The organism is Sorangium sp. KYC3313 (genome assembly GCF_052075895.1).
Classification (GTDB): domain Bacteria; phylum Myxococcota_A; class Polyangia; order Polyangiales; family Polyangiaceae; genus Sorangium; species Sorangium cellulosum_B.
On sequence record NZ_CP197255.1, the window covers coordinates 5920405 to 5936117 of the forward strand.

General features: G+C 70.5%; 13 protein-coding genes. 9 read left to right on the top strand and 4 right to left on the bottom strand.

Annotated features, from left to right (window positions below):
* Positions 1–87 precede the first annotated feature (87 nt).
* Both ACSRUE_RS23055 and ACSRUE_RS23060 read left to right on the top strand, forming a co-directional pair.
* Positions 88–927 (top strand): metallophosphoesterase family protein, encoded by an 840-nt coding sequence (locus ACSRUE_RS23055; RefSeq protein ID WP_441292885.1) that lies wholly within the window; start codon positions 88–90, stop codon positions 925–927.
* Positions 928–1668 (top strand): 4'-phosphopantetheinyl transferase family protein, encoded by a 741-nt coding sequence (locus ACSRUE_RS23060; RefSeq protein WP_441292886.1) that lies wholly within the window; start codon positions 928–930, stop codon positions 1666–1668.
* A gap of 28 nt (positions 1669–1696) precedes the next feature.
* On the opposite strand, the gene ACSRUE_RS23065 is transcribed toward ACSRUE_RS23060, so the two are convergent.
* Positions 1697–3316 carry a metallophosphoesterase gene (locus tag ACSRUE_RS23065; protein WP_441292887.1) on the bottom strand — a complete coding sequence of 540 codons (1620 nt, stop codon included), beginning with the start codon at positions 3314–3316 and terminating at the stop codon, positions 1697–1699.
* 266 nt (positions 3317–3582) lie between these two features.
* Between ACSRUE_RS23065 and ACSRUE_RS23070 the strand changes: the two genes are divergently transcribed.
* The 5 genes from ACSRUE_RS23070 (at position 3583) to ACSRUE_RS23090 (ending at position 9769) form a co-directional block, all read left to right on the top strand.
* Positions 3583–4821: a YncE family protein gene (locus ACSRUE_RS23070; RefSeq protein ID WP_441292888.1), complete on the top strand. Its 1239-nt coding sequence runs from the start codon at positions 3583–3585 to the stop codon at positions 4819–4821.
* Positions 4818–5573: a c-type cytochrome gene (locus tag ACSRUE_RS23075; protein ID WP_441292889.1), complete on the top strand. Its 756-nt coding sequence runs from the start codon at positions 4818–4820 to the stop codon at positions 5571–5573. The genes ACSRUE_RS23070 and ACSRUE_RS23075 overlap by 4 nt, the downstream gene beginning before the upstream one ends.
* Positions 5570–6202 (top strand): endonuclease III domain-containing protein, encoded by a 633-nt coding sequence (locus ACSRUE_RS23080; RefSeq protein ID WP_441292890.1) that lies wholly within the window; start codon positions 5570–5572, stop codon positions 6200–6202. The genes ACSRUE_RS23075 and ACSRUE_RS23080 overlap by 4 nt, the downstream gene beginning before the upstream one ends.
* Before the next feature lie 226 nt (positions 6203–6428).
* Positions 6429–7490: a 3-oxoacyl-ACP synthase III family protein gene (locus ACSRUE_RS23085; protein WP_441292891.1), complete on the top strand. Its 1062-nt coding sequence runs from the start codon at positions 6429–6431 to the stop codon at positions 7488–7490.
* Between the two features lie 653 nt (positions 7491–8143).
* Positions 8144–9769 carry a protein kinase domain-containing protein gene (locus ACSRUE_RS23090; RefSeq protein ID WP_441292892.1) on the top strand — a complete coding sequence of 542 codons (1626 nt, stop codon included), beginning with the start codon at positions 8144–8146 and terminating at the stop codon, positions 9767–9769.
* 76 nt (positions 9770–9845) lie between these two features.
* Here the strand turns inward: ACSRUE_RS23090 and ACSRUE_RS23095 are convergent, their stop codons facing one another.
* Entirely contained in the window at positions 9846–10733 is an 888-nt protein-coding gene (locus tag ACSRUE_RS23095; protein WP_441292893.1) for a BON domain-containing protein, read from the bottom strand.
* Between the two features lie 190 nt (positions 10734–10923).
* Between ACSRUE_RS23095 and ACSRUE_RS23100 the strand changes: the two genes are divergently transcribed.
* Positions 10924–12639: a MutS-related protein gene (locus tag ACSRUE_RS23100; RefSeq protein ID WP_441292894.1), complete on the top strand. Its 1716-nt coding sequence runs from the start codon at positions 10924–10926 to the stop codon at positions 12637–12639.
* A gap of 49 nt (positions 12640–12688) precedes the next feature.
* A complete protein-coding gene (locus tag ACSRUE_RS23105) occupies positions 12689–13672 on the top strand; it encodes an aldo/keto reductase (RefSeq protein ID WP_441292895.1) in 984 nt (327 codons plus the stop codon).
* A gap of 25 nt (positions 13673–13697) precedes the next feature.
* Here the strand turns inward: ACSRUE_RS23105 and ACSRUE_RS23110 are convergent, their stop codons facing one another.
* Complete coding sequence (locus ACSRUE_RS23110) at positions 13698–14057, bottom strand: phage holin family protein (protein ID WP_437766365.1); 360 nt, start codon at positions 14055–14057, stop codon at positions 13698–13700.
* Positions 14058–14198: 141 nt separating this feature from the next.
* Entirely contained in the window at positions 14199–15551 is a 1353-nt protein-coding gene (gene argG, locus ACSRUE_RS23115; protein WP_441292896.1) for an argininosuccinate synthase, read from the bottom strand.
* Positions 15552–15713 lie beyond the last annotated feature (162 nt).

Below are 15713 nucleotides of genomic sequence, written 5' to 3' on the forward strand. Positions count from 1 at the left end.
CGCTCGGCAGTGGACGCCCGTCGTCGGCCGTGGTGTGGGTGGGGGCGGCCGGCTCGCCGGGCCGGCCCCCGGCGGCGCGGTATTCGGATGAAGCTCTTCGCACTCAGCGATCTCCACGTCGGGTATGCGGAGAACCGGTGGGCCATCGAGCGCATGACGCCGCGGCCGAGCGACTGGCTCATCCTCGCCGGTGATCTCGGGGAGACGGAGCAGCACCTCCTCTACGTCCTCGAGACCCTGGGTCCGCGGTTCAAGCGGCTCGTGTGGGCGCCGGGGAACCACGAGCTCTATACGATGCCGAGTGAGCGCGGCGGTCCGCGCGGCCAGGCCCGGTACGAGCGGCTGGTCGAGCTGTGTCGGAGCCGCGGCGTGCTCACGCCGGAAGACCCCTACGTGCTCTGGGACGGCGAGGGCGGACCGCACGTGCTGGCGCCGATGTTCCTGCTCTACGACTACAGCTTCCGGTCGGACGGCGTGCCCGAGCGCGACGCGGTGGCGTGGGCCATGGAGAGCGGCGTGCTCTGCAGCGACGAGGAGCTGCTCGACCCGGCCCCCTACGCGAGCCGGCCGGAGTGGTGCCGGGCCCGCCTCGCCGCGACGGAGGCCCGCCTCGGCGCGCTCGAGGGGCGCCCCACGGTGCTCATCAACCACTTCCCGCTGCGCGAAGAGCTCGTGCGGCTGCGGCACATCCCGCGCTTCTCGATCTGGTGCGGGACGCGGCGCACGCACGACTGGCACACGCGGTTCCGCGCGCGGGTGGTCGTGTCAGGGCACCTCCACATCCCCCGCACCGACTGGATCGACGGTGTTCGTTTCGAGGAGGTGTCGTTCGGATACCCGCGCCAGCGGCCCATCGGGCGCAGCGCCGACAGCTGCCTTCGGGAGATCCTGCCGGGCCCCGCAGGCGCGGCGCCGCCGGGGATGTAGATGCTCACGATCGGCCCCGGCGCCGCGCACCTCTGGTACGTCTTCTGCGACTCGGCGCGCGACGAGGCGTTGCTCGAGGCGTACCACCGGCTGATGGCGCCTGACGAGGCGGCGCAGCAGGCGCGCTTCCTGTTCGCCGAGAACCGGCACGAGTACCTGCTCACCCGCGCCCTCGTGCGCACGGTCCTCTCGAAGTACGCGGACGTCGCGCCCGAGGCGTGGTCGTTCGTCCGGAACGAGTTTGGCCGCCCGCAGATCGCCGGACCTCCGGGGGTGCCGCCGATCCGGTTCAACCTGTCGAACACGCGGGGGCTGATCGCCTGCCTGGTCGCGCTGGATCGCGACGTGGGCGTCGACGTCGAGGACACCGAGCGCGCGAGCGGCGCGGTGGACATCGCCGAGCGCTTCTTCTCGCCGGGCGAGGTGAGGGCGCTGCGCGCGCTGCCGCCGGAGAGGCAGCGCGCGCGCTTCTTCGAGTACTGGACGCTCAAGGAGTCGTACATCAAGGCGCGCGGGATGGGGCTCGCGATCCCGCTCGACCAGTTCTCGTTCCACCTGGACGACGGACCGGCGATCGGCATCTCGTTCGATCCGCGGCTCGGCGACGACCGCTCGGCCTGGCAGTTCGCGCTCTACCAGCCCTCGGCGCGGCACACGATGGCCGCCGCGATCCGCAGCGGGGGCGGACCCCCGCTGTCGATCGAGCTGCGGGAGACGGTGCCGCTGCGCGACGGCGGATGAGCGACGGCTGGGGCCGCCCGCGCGGTCGTCAGTCAGGCCGCGCGATCGAGAGCTCGACGTTGCGCCACGAGGGCTCTCCGCGGCCGTCGTCGCCGAAGCCGGAGGTGACGTCCACGACGGCTCGGCGGCGCCCTTCGGCGGCGATCGGGTCGTCGTCGACGGCGTAGTCGAGGGCGGCGCCCCGGATGGCGACGAAGCCGTTGTCCTCGTCCCAGATCTCGATGACGCGGACCTGATGGGGGTAGTCGGCGAGCGCGGAGGTCTCGAGCTCCCAGTACGCGTGCCCGCCGGCTGGCGAGACCCGGGTCACCCGGTGCACGTGGGTGTGTCCGGCGAGGTGGAGCAGGACGTTGTCGTAGCCGCCGACGAGCGACTGCCACGCCTCGACGTCGATCGCGCCGGGCACGGCGGGGGTGCCCGTCGCGGCGAAGGAGCCGTCCCCGAGCGAGCGCGACGCGTGGTGGGACGTGAGGATGACCCACCTGCGCTCGCGCTTCGCGCGGTCGAGCGCGGGGCGGATGAACCGATCGACGTCGTCCTGGAGGATCACGCCGTTCGGCCCGCCCGTCTCGGCGGCCGTATCGAGCACGATGACGCGAAGGGGGGTGTCCTTCATGTCGAACTCGTAGAACGCTTTGCCGTACGCGCGCTCGTCGGGCCCGATCCCGTGCCCGTCGCCGGTCGCCGCGACCCGATCGAGCAGCTCGGGGCCGCTCAGCAGCGCTCTCCTCGGGTCGGGGACGACCTCGCCCGTGATCACCGGAGCGCCGGGGAGAGACCAGTCGCGCGTCCCGCCGTCCGACCAGCTCCCCGTCGCGAGCTCGGCGCGCGTGTGCACCGGGAAGTTCCCCTGGTGCAGGACATCGTGGTTGCCGGTCACCCATCGCCAGGGCACGAGCAGCCCCTCGGCGAAGAACGGATCCTTGGGATCGTTGTCGGGGCCTGGCACGGGGTCGTCGTCAGCGCCCGAGTCGCACTCGACGCGCTCGGCGCCGTCGAGGATGGCCGAGAACCACGCGATCTCGTTCGTCTGCGCGCTGTCGGCGTTGTCGCCGCCGAGCAGGACGAAGTCGATCGGCGTGCTCCGATGGAGCGCGTTGATCGTGCGGACGGCGGCGTTGAGGATCCGGCACTCGTGCCCTTCCTGCGGGCGGAACGCCGACGCGAACACGCCGGGCGAGTCGAAGATCGCCAGCCGAGCGGGCGACTCGTCGTCTGTGAGCTGGGTGTCGGCGAGGTGGACGAACCTCGTCAGGAGCGTCGGCCGCGCGCCGCGCGGCGGTGGAGGGGTGTCGTCGAGCGTCGCCGGGGCGAGCGGCTGCCCCGGCCCGCTCTCGAGCTCGCCGTAGCCCTCCGCGAGCATCTGCTCGATCTCCGCCGGGACAGCGGGGTTCCTGTCCGGTGGATCGGCCACCGCGGCGCGCGGCGCCCAGGTGCGAGCGGTCGTCAGCGGCGGCGCGTCGCGGAGCGCTGGCAGCGGTACCGGCGCAGGCAGCAGCGCCGGAGCGACGGACTCCTCCCCGGCACACGCCGCGAGCGCAAGGGACGCAAGGACGAAGCGCGCCGCGGGGCGACCCGGGCGCGCTCGCGCGATCCACCGCCGACCGGGCTCGAATGTTGCGATGCCCACCGCTCGTGTCTGGCTCATCGCTTCCATACATGACAACACCACAGCGCCCGATCAAGAAATGTTCGCTCGGGCGGTAGCGCTGCCGTTGGGGTCGGCGCCGACCGAGGAAGAGAGAGCGCAGAACGCGCGTAGTGCGCCCCACGTCGCGCAGCGCGGCGCCGCGGAGCATCATGTCGAGGCGCACGAGCGAGCCGAGCCATGGTAGGGCGGAGCCGCGGCCGGCGCGCCGGCGGCTGCTAGGATGCGGCGCGTCCGAGCCGGAGGCGCTCGTCTCGAGGTCATCTATGGTCATTTCGCGATTCCTGGGTTGCGCGCTCGCGGCGGCGATGCTGGTGAGCTGCAGCGAGCCCGAGCCCATCATCGAATACCGCTACAGCGCCTACGAGGGCGACGCGTATCCGGACCGACTCCCTGAGATCACGATTCCGGAGGGCGGGATGGGCGTGGTGAGCGATAGCCTCTCCGATACGATCTCTCTTGTCTCGCTCGCGACCGGGGAGCGGTTCGGCGTCCACCCCGTGGGCCGCGATCCCGTGACGATCGACGGGCCTCACCATGTGGCCGTGGACGCCGCGGGCGGCGCCGTCTACGTCGCGCTGTCGTACCCTGACGTCGCCGGCGCGATCGGCCCCCACGCGGTGCACGGCGGGAGCGTGGTGGCGGGCTACGTCCAGAAGCTCGCGCTCGACGATCTGCGCATCCTCGGGCAGGTGCGCGTCGAGGCCAACCCGGGCGATATCGTGATCTCGGAGGACGGCAAGCGCGTGGTCGTCTCTCATTTCGATCTGAAACGCGTGCTCAGCAACCCGGGCGACGCCGAGGCGGCGCGCTCGTCCCTCGCGGTGATCGATCCCGAGGAGGTCCTGCTCTCGGGATCGCCCGATCCGGTGTTCATCCCGGTCTGCATGGCCGCCCACGGCATCGCCCTCTCGCGCCCGGACGGCGCCCGCGCCTACGTCGCTTGTTACGGCGAGGACGTGCTCGCGATCGTCGACCTGACGGACCCTTCCGCCGAGGTGAAGCGCGTGCCTGTGGGGTCTACCTCCAGCCCGTCGCCCCATGCCAACAACTACGGACCCTACGCGGCCGTCATGTCGCCCGATGGGAAGACCATCGCCGTGAGCAGCACGGAGAGCAGGGACGTGCGCTTCTTCGATGTCGCGTCGGAGACGTTCGACGATTCCCGGAAGATCCTCACGATCGGCGCGCCCTACTTCCCCTCGTGGACCCCCGACGGGAGCGCCATCTATGTGCCGACCCAGGTGCCCGACACCATCGTGCGGATCGGCGTGACCCCGGACGACGATGGCGTCGTCACCCGGAACATCGCCGACGAATGCATGCGGCCGCACCTCGCGCAGCTCGACGAGGAGCACGGGCTCTTCGTCGTCTGCGAGGGCGATCGGATCACGACGCCCGGCAGGGTGCTCCGGCTCGATCCAGAGACGCTGGAGACGCTCAGCGACACGGAGGTGGGCCTCTATCCCGACGGGCTCGCGCGCGTCGCGCCGGAGGCGCCGTGAGGGCGCCCCCGAGCCTTGCGGCCGCGCTCGCGTGCGCGGCGCTGCTCTGCGGCTGTCCGGGCGATCCCGAGACGAAGGTCGTCGACGCGACGGCCGTCGACCACGGCGCGGCGCTCTTCCGGGACCCGTCGATCGCGGAGACGCGCTTCAATCGCTATTCCTGCTCGACGTGCCATGAAGCTGTCGCCGGCGACGCGGGCGACGCCATGCTCCCGGGCGCCCCGCTGGCCGGCGCCGTCGAGCGCCCGCGTTACTGGGGCGGGCAAGAGGTCGAGCTCCTCGGCGCGATCAACCATTGCCTCTATTACTTCATGACGAAGGACCTGCCCTGGACGGCGGACGACGACGCCGCGCAGGCCATCTATGCCTACCTGGAGTCGCTGCCCAGCGATGGAGGAGCGGCCGAGGCCGTCCCCTTCACGCCGGTCTACGAGCTGAGCCAGATCCCGGCCGGCGACGCGGCCGCGGGCGGGCGCATCCACGAGCGCGCCTGCGCCTCGTGTCACGGGCGCGCCCATTCGGGGGAAGGCCGGCTCGTGGCGCGGGCGCCGGCGCTGCCCGACCAGACGCTGGAGGAGCACCCGCTCGGCGAGTACACGGAGGCCGACCGGCGGCTGGTCTTCATCGAGAAGGTCCGGCACGGCGGGTTCGTCGGCTACGGCGGGCAGATGCCGCCGTTCTCCCGCGAGGTCCTCTCCGATGAGGACCTCGGCGATCTGCTCTCGTTCTACGGGCTGCCCTGGCCTCCGTGAAGCGCGCCGAGAAAGCCGCGAGGATCGCCGAGATCCTCGACCGATTGTACCCGGCCCCGCCCATTCCGCTGGCCCACGACGATCCGTATTCGCTGCTCGTCGCGGTGATGCTCAGCGCCCAGACGACGGACAAGATGGTCAACGCGGTGATGCCGGCGCTCCTCGCGCGCGCCCGGACGCCGGCGGCCATGGCGGCGGTGCCCACCGAGGAGATCGCCCAGCTCATCCGGAGGATCGGGTTCGCGCCCACCAAGGCGCGGCACCTGAAGGCGCTGAGCGAGCGGATCGCGACCGAGCACGGCGGCGTCGTCCCCGCCTCGTTCGAGGCCCTCGAGGCCCTACCGGGGGTCGGTCACAAGACGGCCTCGGTGGTCATGGCACAGGCCTTCGGCCACCCCGCCTTCCCGGTCGATACCCACATTCACCGGCTCGCGTTCCGCTGGGGACTGTCGTCCGGAAGGGACGTCGTCGAGACGGAGCGCGACCTGAAGCGCACGTTCCCACCCGAGCAGTGGAACAAGCTCCACCTGCAGCTCATCTACTTCGGCCGCGAGCACTGCCCGGCGCTGCGCCACGACATGACCGGCTGCCCCATCTGCAGCTGGGCCGCGCGCGCGCGGCGACGATGACCGCGGCGCCCGGCGGCCGCCGACGATGGGGGCGGGTACAACGCCGCCAGTAAGGCTGGCAGCCTATCGAGGCGGCGCGTTTCCGTCAAGCAGGGGGCAACGTCCCGGCGATCTCATGCGCATGATCACCGGCCGCCGCGCTGCGGCGCGAGGCGGCCGCGCGAGGTCGTGTGCGGGTGTGCGGTTCCCGGTCGCGGCGCGCCTGCGGTTCGGGTAAGGCACCTCTGTGACAAAGATTGGATTTGAGATCATCGGGACGGGCCACTACGTGCCCGGAGAACCTGTCACCAACGACGACCTCGCGCGGGTGATCACGACCTCCGACGAGTGGATCTACCAGCGCTCCGGTATCCGCCAGCGCCATTACGCGCCGGACGGCGTGGGGGTGAGCGATCTCGCGTGCGAAGCGGCGAAGCGCGCGATCGCGTCGGCGCGCATCGCGCCGTCGGAGATCGATTACATCCTCTTTGCCACGATGACGCCGGACTATATTTTTCCCGGCTCCGGGGCGCTGCTCGGCGCGAAGCTGGGCATTCCAGGCGTCCCCGCGCTCGACATCCGGCAGCAGTGTGCCGCGATGCTGTTCGGCCTCCAGACGATCGACGGGCTGATCCAGACCGGGGCGGCCAAGACCATCCTGTTCGTGGGCGCAGAGGCGCACGCCGGCTTCATGCCCTGGGCGGACTGGGGAGCGCTCGACCCGAAGAATGGCCGATCCGCGACGCCGGAGGCGCGGGCGCACGCCGACCGCCACCGGAACCTCGCCGTCCTGTTCGGGGACGGGTCGGGCGCGCTCGTCCTCCGCGCGACCGATCGCGACGCGGGCCTGCGCGGCAACAAGATCTGCTCCGATGGCCGCTTCGCCGAGCTCCTCTTCGTGCCGGGCGGCGGCTTCCGCTCGCGCCCGTACTGGAAGCCGACGTCGTTCGACGAGGACCTGCACATCCCTCGCATGGATGGCCGCGAGCTCTTCAAGTTCGCGGTGACCAAGCTCCCGGCGACCGCGCGGGAGCTCTGCGCCTCTCAGGGCCTCGCGATCGAGCAGATCGACGTGTTCCTGGCGCACCAGGCGAACGGCCGGATCAACGAGCACATTCGCAAGGACCTCGGCGTGCCCGTCGAGAAGCTCCCGAGCAACATCGATCGATTCGGCAACACGAGCGGCGCCACCGTGCCCATCCTCATCGACGAGGAGATGCGTGCCGGAAGGGTGAAAAAAGGGCAACTCGCCATGGTGCTCGCGCTCGGGACCGGCGTCCACTGGGGATGCGCGCTCTGGAAGCTCTGAGCGGCTGAGCGGCGGCGCCTCGCTTGCAGGCGCCACCGTCCTCCTCGTCATCGTCATCGTCATCGAGCCGCGGTCGCGCGTGGCGTATTGCGTCCGGCGCGGAACGCTGCGGAAATTTCGTGCGATCGTGTCGCGACGGATTGCACGTGGCGTATCCCTTGTTACGTTTCCATCAACGCCCGCAGCAGACCCCGTGTTTGCAGTGCGATCGACCTGGCGACCTGGCGCGGGCGCTACCGGGAAGGGAGTCACCTCAGGGCTCGGCTGCACGGCCCCTCCCGGGCCAGCGGCGGATTGCGCACGAAGCACCTGACGCGCAGCAGGCGAAGCGCAGCAGGTAGAGCGCAGCGCGGGGCCTACCCGCAGGGGTGCGGTATTCGCGAGTGCGTGTGGATGCGCGTGAATACGCGTGAATACGCGTGAATACGCGTGGATGCGCGTGGATGCGCGTGGATGCGCGTGAATACGCGTGAATGTATGTGTTCCGATGTCGTCTCTTGCCGCTCCTGCTCATACGGTTGTGGGCCATTCACTTCATTGGAGCATGTTTTCCTTGGTAGCGAGGACGCAAACTCTTCGCATTGACTCGGACGCGCAATTATCGGATTTTGCACACTGAGGTGAGTGTGATCGGAGAACACGGAGCGTCGATCTTGAGAGACACACCGACCCAGCTTGGGCTCGGCCGGTACCGTCCCATCGCGAAGCTCGGCCGCGGCGGGATGGCAGACGTCTTCCTCGCGATGGCTCACGGGCCCGCCTCGGTGAACAAGCTGGTCGTCGTCAAGCGTCTCCGCAGCTCCGGGGACGAGGAGGATCGCCAGGTCCTCATGTTCATGGACGAGGCCAAGCTCTCGGCTCGCATGAACCACCCGAATGTCGTCCAGACCTACGAGGTCGGCAGCGATCGGGACGGCTACTTCATTGTGATGGAGTACCTGGAGGGCCAGCCGCTGAAGCGCGTCATGAAGGCGGCTGTCGAGCGGGAGTCCGGCACGGGCGGGCTCGTCCGCGGCACGTGGATCCGGATCGTGGCCGAGGTGCTGCGCGGGCTCCATTACGCGCATGAGCTCTGCGATTTCGACGGTCGGCCTCTCGGCATCGTGCATCGCGACGTCTCGCCTCACAACATCTTCATCACGTACGACGGCGCGGTGAAGCTCGTGGATTTCGGCGTGGCCAAGGCCGTCGTCAACGCCTCCAGCACCGAGAGCGGGACCTTCAAGGGCAAGCTGACGTATATGGCGCCCGAGCAGGTCACGGCGGGCAAGACGGTGGACCGCCGGGCGGACATCTTCGCGGTCGGCGTCGTGCTCTGGGAGCTGCTCGCCGGGCGGCGGCTGTTCGAGGGCGATCAGATCACCGTGATGCACCAGCTCCTGCTGGGGAAGATACCGCGGCTCTCCACCGTCGTTCCGGGGATCCCCATCGCGCTCGATCAGATCGCCGCGAAGGCCCTTGATCGCGAGCCATCGAAGCGCTTCGCGACGGCGCAGGAGATGTGCGATGTGCTCGAGAACTACCTGCAATGGTCGGGCGAGGACGTCCGCAGCGAGTTCCTCGGCGCCTGCATGCGGGGGATCTTCGCCGAGAGCCGGGCCTCCATACGCCAGCAGATCAAGGCGCAGATCGAGCGGGTGGCCAGCGCGTCGCTGCTGAGCGACGCCTCCAGCCAGGTGACGATGAGCGGCATCGGCGTCGCGATGGCTCCCTCGTGCTCGGGCTCGGGCAGCAGGCTCCCCTATGTCGGGGAGTCCAGCCGGTCGGGCGTCGAGCGCGTGTCGGGCCTCGAGCGGGCGTCGGGCGCCGAGCGGCCCAGGACCCCCGTGAGCGACTCGGTGAGCCTGCGAGCGACAACGTCGGGGCCCGTGTCGACCTCGAAGCGCGGCTACCTGATCGGCGCGTCGGCCCTGACCGCGCTGGTCGCGCTGGTCGGCGGCGCGCTTCACGTCGCGAACCAGCGCGCGGCCGCTCTCGATGCTCCTGCGGCCGCGGTCGCTTCGCGCGGCGCCGAGGCCGGGGAGACCGTCGAGAAGAAGCCCGAGGAGGGCCCGAGGGCGAGCGTGACGATCTCGAGCGAGCCGCCCGACGCGACCGTGAGCTGGAAGGGAAAGACGCTCGGCAAGACGCCGCTCAAGACCGAGCTGCCCGTGGGCACGCAGGTCGTGGTCGTGTCGAGGTCCGACTGCTTCGATGAGACGCTCATGCTGGCGCTCTCACCCGCGGAGGCCGTGGAACGCTCCGTCAAGCTCCGCCCCAAGGACTTCGCACGCCAGTGATCCGGGGGTGCATCCGCCCGTCCTCAGCGACCGGATGCACCTCCGTGACGACGGCTAGGCCGGCGACCTCATGGCGTCATGAGCCGTGATGGAGGTTGGCGATCACCTTGGTGACGCCGTCGGCGTCCAGCGCCTCCTTCACCGCCTCGGTTGCCTCCTTCACGCTGGCGACGTTGCCTTGCAGCGTGACCACGCCGTCGCGCACCGTGACGTGCAGCTTCTTCACCGCGTCGTGATCGCTGTCCGCGAGCTTGCCGCCGACCGCGTTGCGGAGCATCTCGTCGGACGGGCGCGCGCCGGTCCGCTTCGCCTCCTTCGTGGCGATGACCGAGCCGTCGCGGCCGAAGGTGACCTTATAGTCGTTGTCCTTCGCGGCCTTCGTCCACTCTTCGCGCTCCATCGCGGCGGCATTTCCGTCCTGCTTCTTGGCTCCCTCGGCCTGGCCTTGTTGTGCGGGCTGCGGCGTGGCTTTGTCCTTGGGCGCGGCAGGCGGCGCCGACTGCGGGCGCGCGCCCTGGTTGTCCTTGAGCGCGCCGGTCTGCTCGCCGGCCCTGTTCATCTGGTCGTTGACATCGCGGCCCGCCTGGCGCCCGCGCTCGGCGAGCTGCTCTGCCTTCTCGCGCGTCTCCTGGCCGAGCTGCTGACCCTCCCGGGCGAGCTGCTCTGCCTTGTCACCCGCGCGCCCGGCCTGCTCTCGCGCCTCCTGGCCGAGCTCCTTGCCCTCCTGGGCGAGCTGCTCCGCCTTTTCTCCCACGCGCCCGGCCTGCTCGCGCAGGTCTTTGGTGGGCGTCTGGTTCGGGCCCGGAGGCGGTTCGCCTCTCCTGATCGTCTGGTCCCCGGGCTCGCGGACCGCTCCTTCAGCTCTCTCGCTCTCGCTCCTGCAGGACGTGCCGGCGAGCGCGAGCGCGAGGATGGTTGGGCCGGAGAACCAGCGTATTCTGCTCATCGTGCAGCGATAGCTCATGGTGCATCTCCAGGTGCACACCGAGGCAGACGTCGTGCCAGGAACTCGGTCGTTCCCGGCCGCCCGGGAACAACGGCGCGCCGCGCGTGTCGACGGGGGCATGCCGAGACCCTCCCTGGCCACCGCGCGGCGGCGGCACCGGACACCGGACGAGCGCTCCGGCCCGGCGCATCGTAGTAGGCTCGAGGTCGTGAGCGCGGCGCCGCCGGAACCCGTCCTGCCAGACGCCCCGCCCGGACAGCGCTCCGCGCCCGATCTCCTCTCGCACCGGCCGGCGCTCCGGGTCGACGCGCGGGCGGTCAAGGAGTCGCTGGCGTTCGCGTTCGCGGGCGGCGCGCCAGCGGGGGCGTTCGATCGGCACGTCGAGTCGGCGTCGCTGCCCGCGTCGACGTGGGATCCAGCCCGCTTCGCTCAGCACGTCTTCCTGCGCGAGCTCATCGTGGGCTGCCTCCATTTCACGAGCGAAGGCCGCGCCTACATCCCGAGCCCAGCGCTGCTGGGCCGCGCCCTCTCCCAGCCGCCGAGCGATCGCGACACCGTCGAGCTCCGGCGCGCGATCTTCCGGGAGCTCACCGGGTCGGAGGCGCAGCGCCGCGATCTCGAGCGCGCCTACGCGGCGCTGCGCCGCTGGGTGGCCCAGATCGAGACGATCCCCATCTCTCGCGGCGAAGGCAGCCGGCGCCGGCTCGACATCCTCGCCGCCGCCAAGGGCGCGTTCGACGCGCTCGCCGGTGGGTTCGCGGGCGCGCGCTCGGGCCTGTCGCGGCTCTCGGCGTTCGGCGAGGCCGTGCGCGAGAGCGAGGCGTACCGCCGCCTCGCGGATCTGCTCGCGTACGACGAGGAGATCGCGACGCTGGATGTCCGGATCCGCGTCGGCTCCGACGGCCATGTCCGCGATCTGCGCGCCCTGTCGATCCGCGAGAACAGCGAGAACCGCTTCTACCAGTCGCCGCTCGGGCGCCTGGTCACGAAGCTCGTGATGCTGTGGAGGGGGTACCGGTTCAGCGACGACGAGCTGCTCGCCCGCCACGTCAACAGCGTGTTCGACGGCATCGAGGACGATCTCGTCGCGCTCGTCCAGCTGCTCGGAGATCTCGAGTTCTACCTCGCCGGCCTCGCGCTGCGCGACCGCGCCCGCGCGGCCGGGCTCTCCGTCTGTCTGCCCGAGCTCGTCTCGCCGGGCTCCTCCGACGGCGCGCACGGCGCGCGCGGCGGGAGCCCTGGGCGGGAGCTCAAGGGGCTGTTCAACCCGCTGCTCTTGGCGAGCTCGGTGAGCGCGGTCCCGTGCGACATCGCGACCGATCACCACGACGCGACCGTCATCGTGACCGGGCCGAACTCGGGGGGGAAGACCCGGCTGCTCGAGGCGCTCTCGCTGGCCCAGATGATGGGGCAGGCGGGCTTCTTCGTGCCGGCCGCGGAGGCGCGCCTCTCGCCGTGCCACGGGCTCTTCGTGTCGCTGATCGAGCAGGCGCAGGCCGATCAGAGCGAGGGCCGCCTCGGGATGGAGCTGCTCCGCATCAGGTCGCTGTTCGAGGCGATGCAGGTCGGCGACATGGTGGTGCTCGACGAGCTCTGCTCCGGCACGAACCCGTCGGAGGGCGAGGAGATCTTCCAGCTCGTGATCTCGCTCCTCTCGGAGCTCCGCCCTCAGGCCTTCATCACGACGCACTTCCTCGAGCTCGCGGCGCGGCTCGAGCGGGAGCGGCCGGTCGATCGGCTCGTGTTCCTGCAGGTCGAGCTCGACGCGCAGCAGTGGCCGACATACCAGTTCGTCGATGGGGTCGCCCGGACGTCGCTCGCGCACCGGACGGCGGCGCGGCTCGGGGTCACGCGCGAGGAGCTCGTCGCGCTCGTCGAGCGCAGCAAGCGCGCGCACCGCCGCCGCGGGGCCGAGCCCGCCTGAGCGCGGCCACGCTCGCCGTGGCGGGGGAAATCTGGTTGTATGCGCCGCCATGGAGTATCGATCTCTTGGCAGGACGGGTTTCCGTGTCTCCTCGGTGAGCTTCGGGGCCTGGGCGATCGGGGGCACCTGGGGCGACGTCGACGACAAGGAGTCGCTCGCGGCGTTGCACCGGGCCGCCGATCGAGGCGTGAATTTCTTCGATACCGCGGACGTGTACGGGGACGGCCGGAGCGAGCGGCTGCTCGCGCGGCTCAGGCGCGAGCGGCGCGAGGAGATCGTCGTCGCGACGAAGGCGGGCCGGCGGCTGAGCCCGCACACGGCGGCCAGCTACGACGAGGGGAACCTCGCGGCCTTCATCGAGCGCAGCCTGAAGAACCTCGAGACGGACGCGCTCGACCTCGTCCAGCTGCACTGCCCGCCGACGGACGTCTACTATCGGCCCGAGGTGTTCGACGCCCTCGATAGGCTCGTGAAGGCGGGCAAGATCCGGTTTTACGGCGTCAGCGTCGAGCGGGTGGAAGAGGCGCTCAAGGCCATCGAGTACCCCGGCGTGCAGTCGGTGCAGATCATCTACAATGTCCTCCGGCAGCGCCCGGCCGAGCTCTTCTTCCCCGAGGCGAAGCGCCGGCAGGTCGGGGTCCTGGCACGACTGCCGCTCTCCTCGGGGCTGCTCACCGGAAAGATGAGCGCGGCGACCCGGTTCGCGGCCGACGATCACCGCAATTTCAACCGCGAGGGCGCCGCGTTCGACAAGGGCGAGACGTTCTCGGGCGTCGACTACGACCTGGGCCTCGAGGTCGTCGAGGAGCTCCGCCCGCTCGTGCCCGCCGGCGTGAGCATGGGCGCGTGGACGATGCGCTGGATCCTGATGCAGGACGCGGTGACGTGCGTGATCCCCGGCGCGAAGCGGCCCGAGCAGGTGGACGAGAACGCGAGCGCGGCGGACCTGCCGCCCGTGCCGCAGGAGACGATGGCGAAGCTCCGCGAGATCTACGACCGTCGGCTCCGGCCTCGGGTTCACCAGCGCTGGTAGGCGCCCGGGCGAGGGCTGCGAGGGCTCACAAGATGCGCGGCAACAGCCATCCCGCGAACGAGATGAGGGCCGCCGTGCCGAAGAGCGGCCCTAGCCCCCGGATCTCGAAATCGTCGATGAGCTTGTCGGTGGCGTAGAGCAGCACCGAGTTCACGACGAGGCCGAAGAAGAGATACGCCAGGCCCAGCGTGAGGATGGCGGCGGGCAGGAGCGCCACCGCGACCAGGAACTTCACGAGCCAGCCGAGCAGCAGGTTGAGGACGGTGAACACGGCGGCGACGACGAGCGCCGTCTGGGTCTTTCGGATCCGCACGCCGGGCAGGATCTTCGTTCCGACGAGGACCGCGAGGCCCGCGGCGAGTGCCTGGATGATGAGCGCCTTCATGACCACCTCCCTGGGCCGGCACCGCTCGGGCGGGCCGGCGTTCGCACCTTCCTCGTGACCCAGGCGGGTGCCGGGCGCAACCTCGTCCGGCGCGTCGCGAGCGGAGCCGGCGCGCGGCCTCCGCTCAGGGGCCGCCCCGGCTCACTCCTTCGGCTTGTCGCCGCCGAGCAGCTCGCCGATGGCCGGGGCGCCGCCCGGGCCGAGGGCCTGCGTGCTCTCGATGAGGTGGATCAGGAACTGGCGGTTGTCCGTCACCGAGAGGTTCTGGAGCTCGAGCGCGCCGATGCGGTCCTCGGGGGTGAAATAGGCCTCCTCGACCTTCTCCATCGAGAGCTTGTGCGGCGCATAGGCCATGTAGTCGGCGCGCGTGCTCAGGATGTTGTAATCGTCGCCGCGGCGCAGCTCGAGCGTCACCTCGCCGGTCACGCCGGGGGCGATCCAGCGCGAGAGCGCGTCCTTCAGCATCATGGCCTCGGGGTCGTACCACTTGCCCTCGTAGAGCAGACGCCCGAGGCGCCTGCCCTGGGTGAAGTACACGTCGAGGGTGTTCTCGTTGTGAATGGCGGACAGGAGCCGCTCGTAGACGGCGTGGAGCAGGGCCATGCCCGGCGCCTCGTAGATGCCGCGGCTCTTCGCGTCGATCACCCGGTTCTCGATCTGGTCGCTCATGCCGAGCCCGTGGCGCCCGCCGATCCGGTTGCACTCGACGAACAGCTCGAACAGGGAGCCGAAGCGCTTGCCGTCGATCGTCGCCGGGACGCCGCGCTCGAACCCGAGGGTCACCGTCTCGGCCTCGATGGCGACCTCCGGCCGGAAGGAGGCGACACCCATGATGGGCTGGACGATCTTGATCCCGGTGTTCAGGTGCTCGAGGTCCTTCGCCTCGTGCGTCGCGCCGAGCACGTTGGCGTCGGTGCTGTACGCCTTCTCCGTCCCCATGCGGTAGGGCAGCCCGTGGCGCTCGAGGTACTCGCTCATCTCCTTGCGCCCGCCGAGCTCTCCCACGAACCTCGGATCGAGCCAGGGCTTGTAGATCTTGAGCGAGGGGTCGACGAAGATGCCATAGCGGTAGAACCGCTGGATGTCGTTGCCCTTGTGCGTGCTGCCGTCGCCGAAGACGTGGACGTCGTCGTCGCGCATCGCGCGGACGATCGCGGTCGTGGTCACCGCGCGGCCGAGCGGCGTGGTGTTGAAGTACTTCTTGCCGCCCGTCGAGAGGTGGAAGGCGCCGCACTGGATGGCGAGGATGCCCTCGCGGACGAGCGCCTCGCGACAGTCCACCAGCTTGGCGGAGACCGCGCCGTGCTGCAGGGCGATCGGCGGGATGTCGCCGGGGGAGTCCTCGTCCGGCTGCGCCAGATCGGCGGTGTACGCATGCACCTTGAGCCCGTTGCGCGAGAGCCACGCCACCGCGCAGCGCGTGTCGAGGCCGCCCGAGAACGCGATGCCGAGGTGGGTGCCCGCCGGGGGGAGTGAACGGAAGATCCTGCTCATGGCGGCGCAGCATAATCGCAACGCCCGCGAGCGCGCGAGCAGAGATCGCGGGGCGGCGGAGGCGCGTGACGGTGCGTGTGCGCGCGCGCGAGCGCGACGTCAGAGGCTCCGCCCGCCCCGCTCCGCCGGGACGGCGCGGCCGCGCGCTGGCTCGCACGAAAC

What these genes read in the sequence shown, in the direction of transcription:
- ACSRUE_RS23055 (WP_441292885.1), top strand. Translation starts at nt 88, where the DNA reads ATGAAGCTCTTCGCACTCAGCGATCTCCACGTCGGGTATGCGGAGAAC.
- ACSRUE_RS23060 (WP_441292886.1), top strand. Translation starts at nt 928, where the DNA reads ATGCTCACGATCGGCCCCGGCGCCGCGCACCTCTGGTACGTCTTCTGC.
- ACSRUE_RS23065 (WP_441292887.1), bottom strand. Translation starts at nt 3,316, where the DNA reads ATGAGCCAGACACGAGCGGTGGGCATCGCAACATTCGAGCCCGGTCGG.
- ACSRUE_RS23070 (WP_441292888.1), top strand. Translation starts at nt 3,583, where the DNA reads ATGGTCATTTCGCGATTCCTGGGTTGCGCGCTCGCGGCGGCGATGCTG.
- ACSRUE_RS23095 (WP_441292893.1), bottom strand. Translation starts at nt 10,733, where the DNA reads ATGAGCTATCGCTGCACGATGAGCAGAATACGCTGGTTCTCCGGCCCA.
- ACSRUE_RS23105 (WP_441292895.1), top strand. Translation starts at nt 12,689, where the DNA reads ATGGAGTATCGATCTCTTGGCAGGACGGGTTTCCGTGTCTCCTCGGTG.
- ACSRUE_RS23110 (WP_437766365.1), bottom strand. Translation starts at nt 14,057, where the DNA reads ATGAAGGCGCTCATCATCCAGGCACTCGCCGCGGGCCTCGCGGTCCTC.
- argG (WP_441292896.1), bottom strand. Translation starts at nt 15,551, where the DNA reads ATGAGCAGGATCTTCCGTTCACTCCCCCCGGCGGGCACCCACCTCGGC.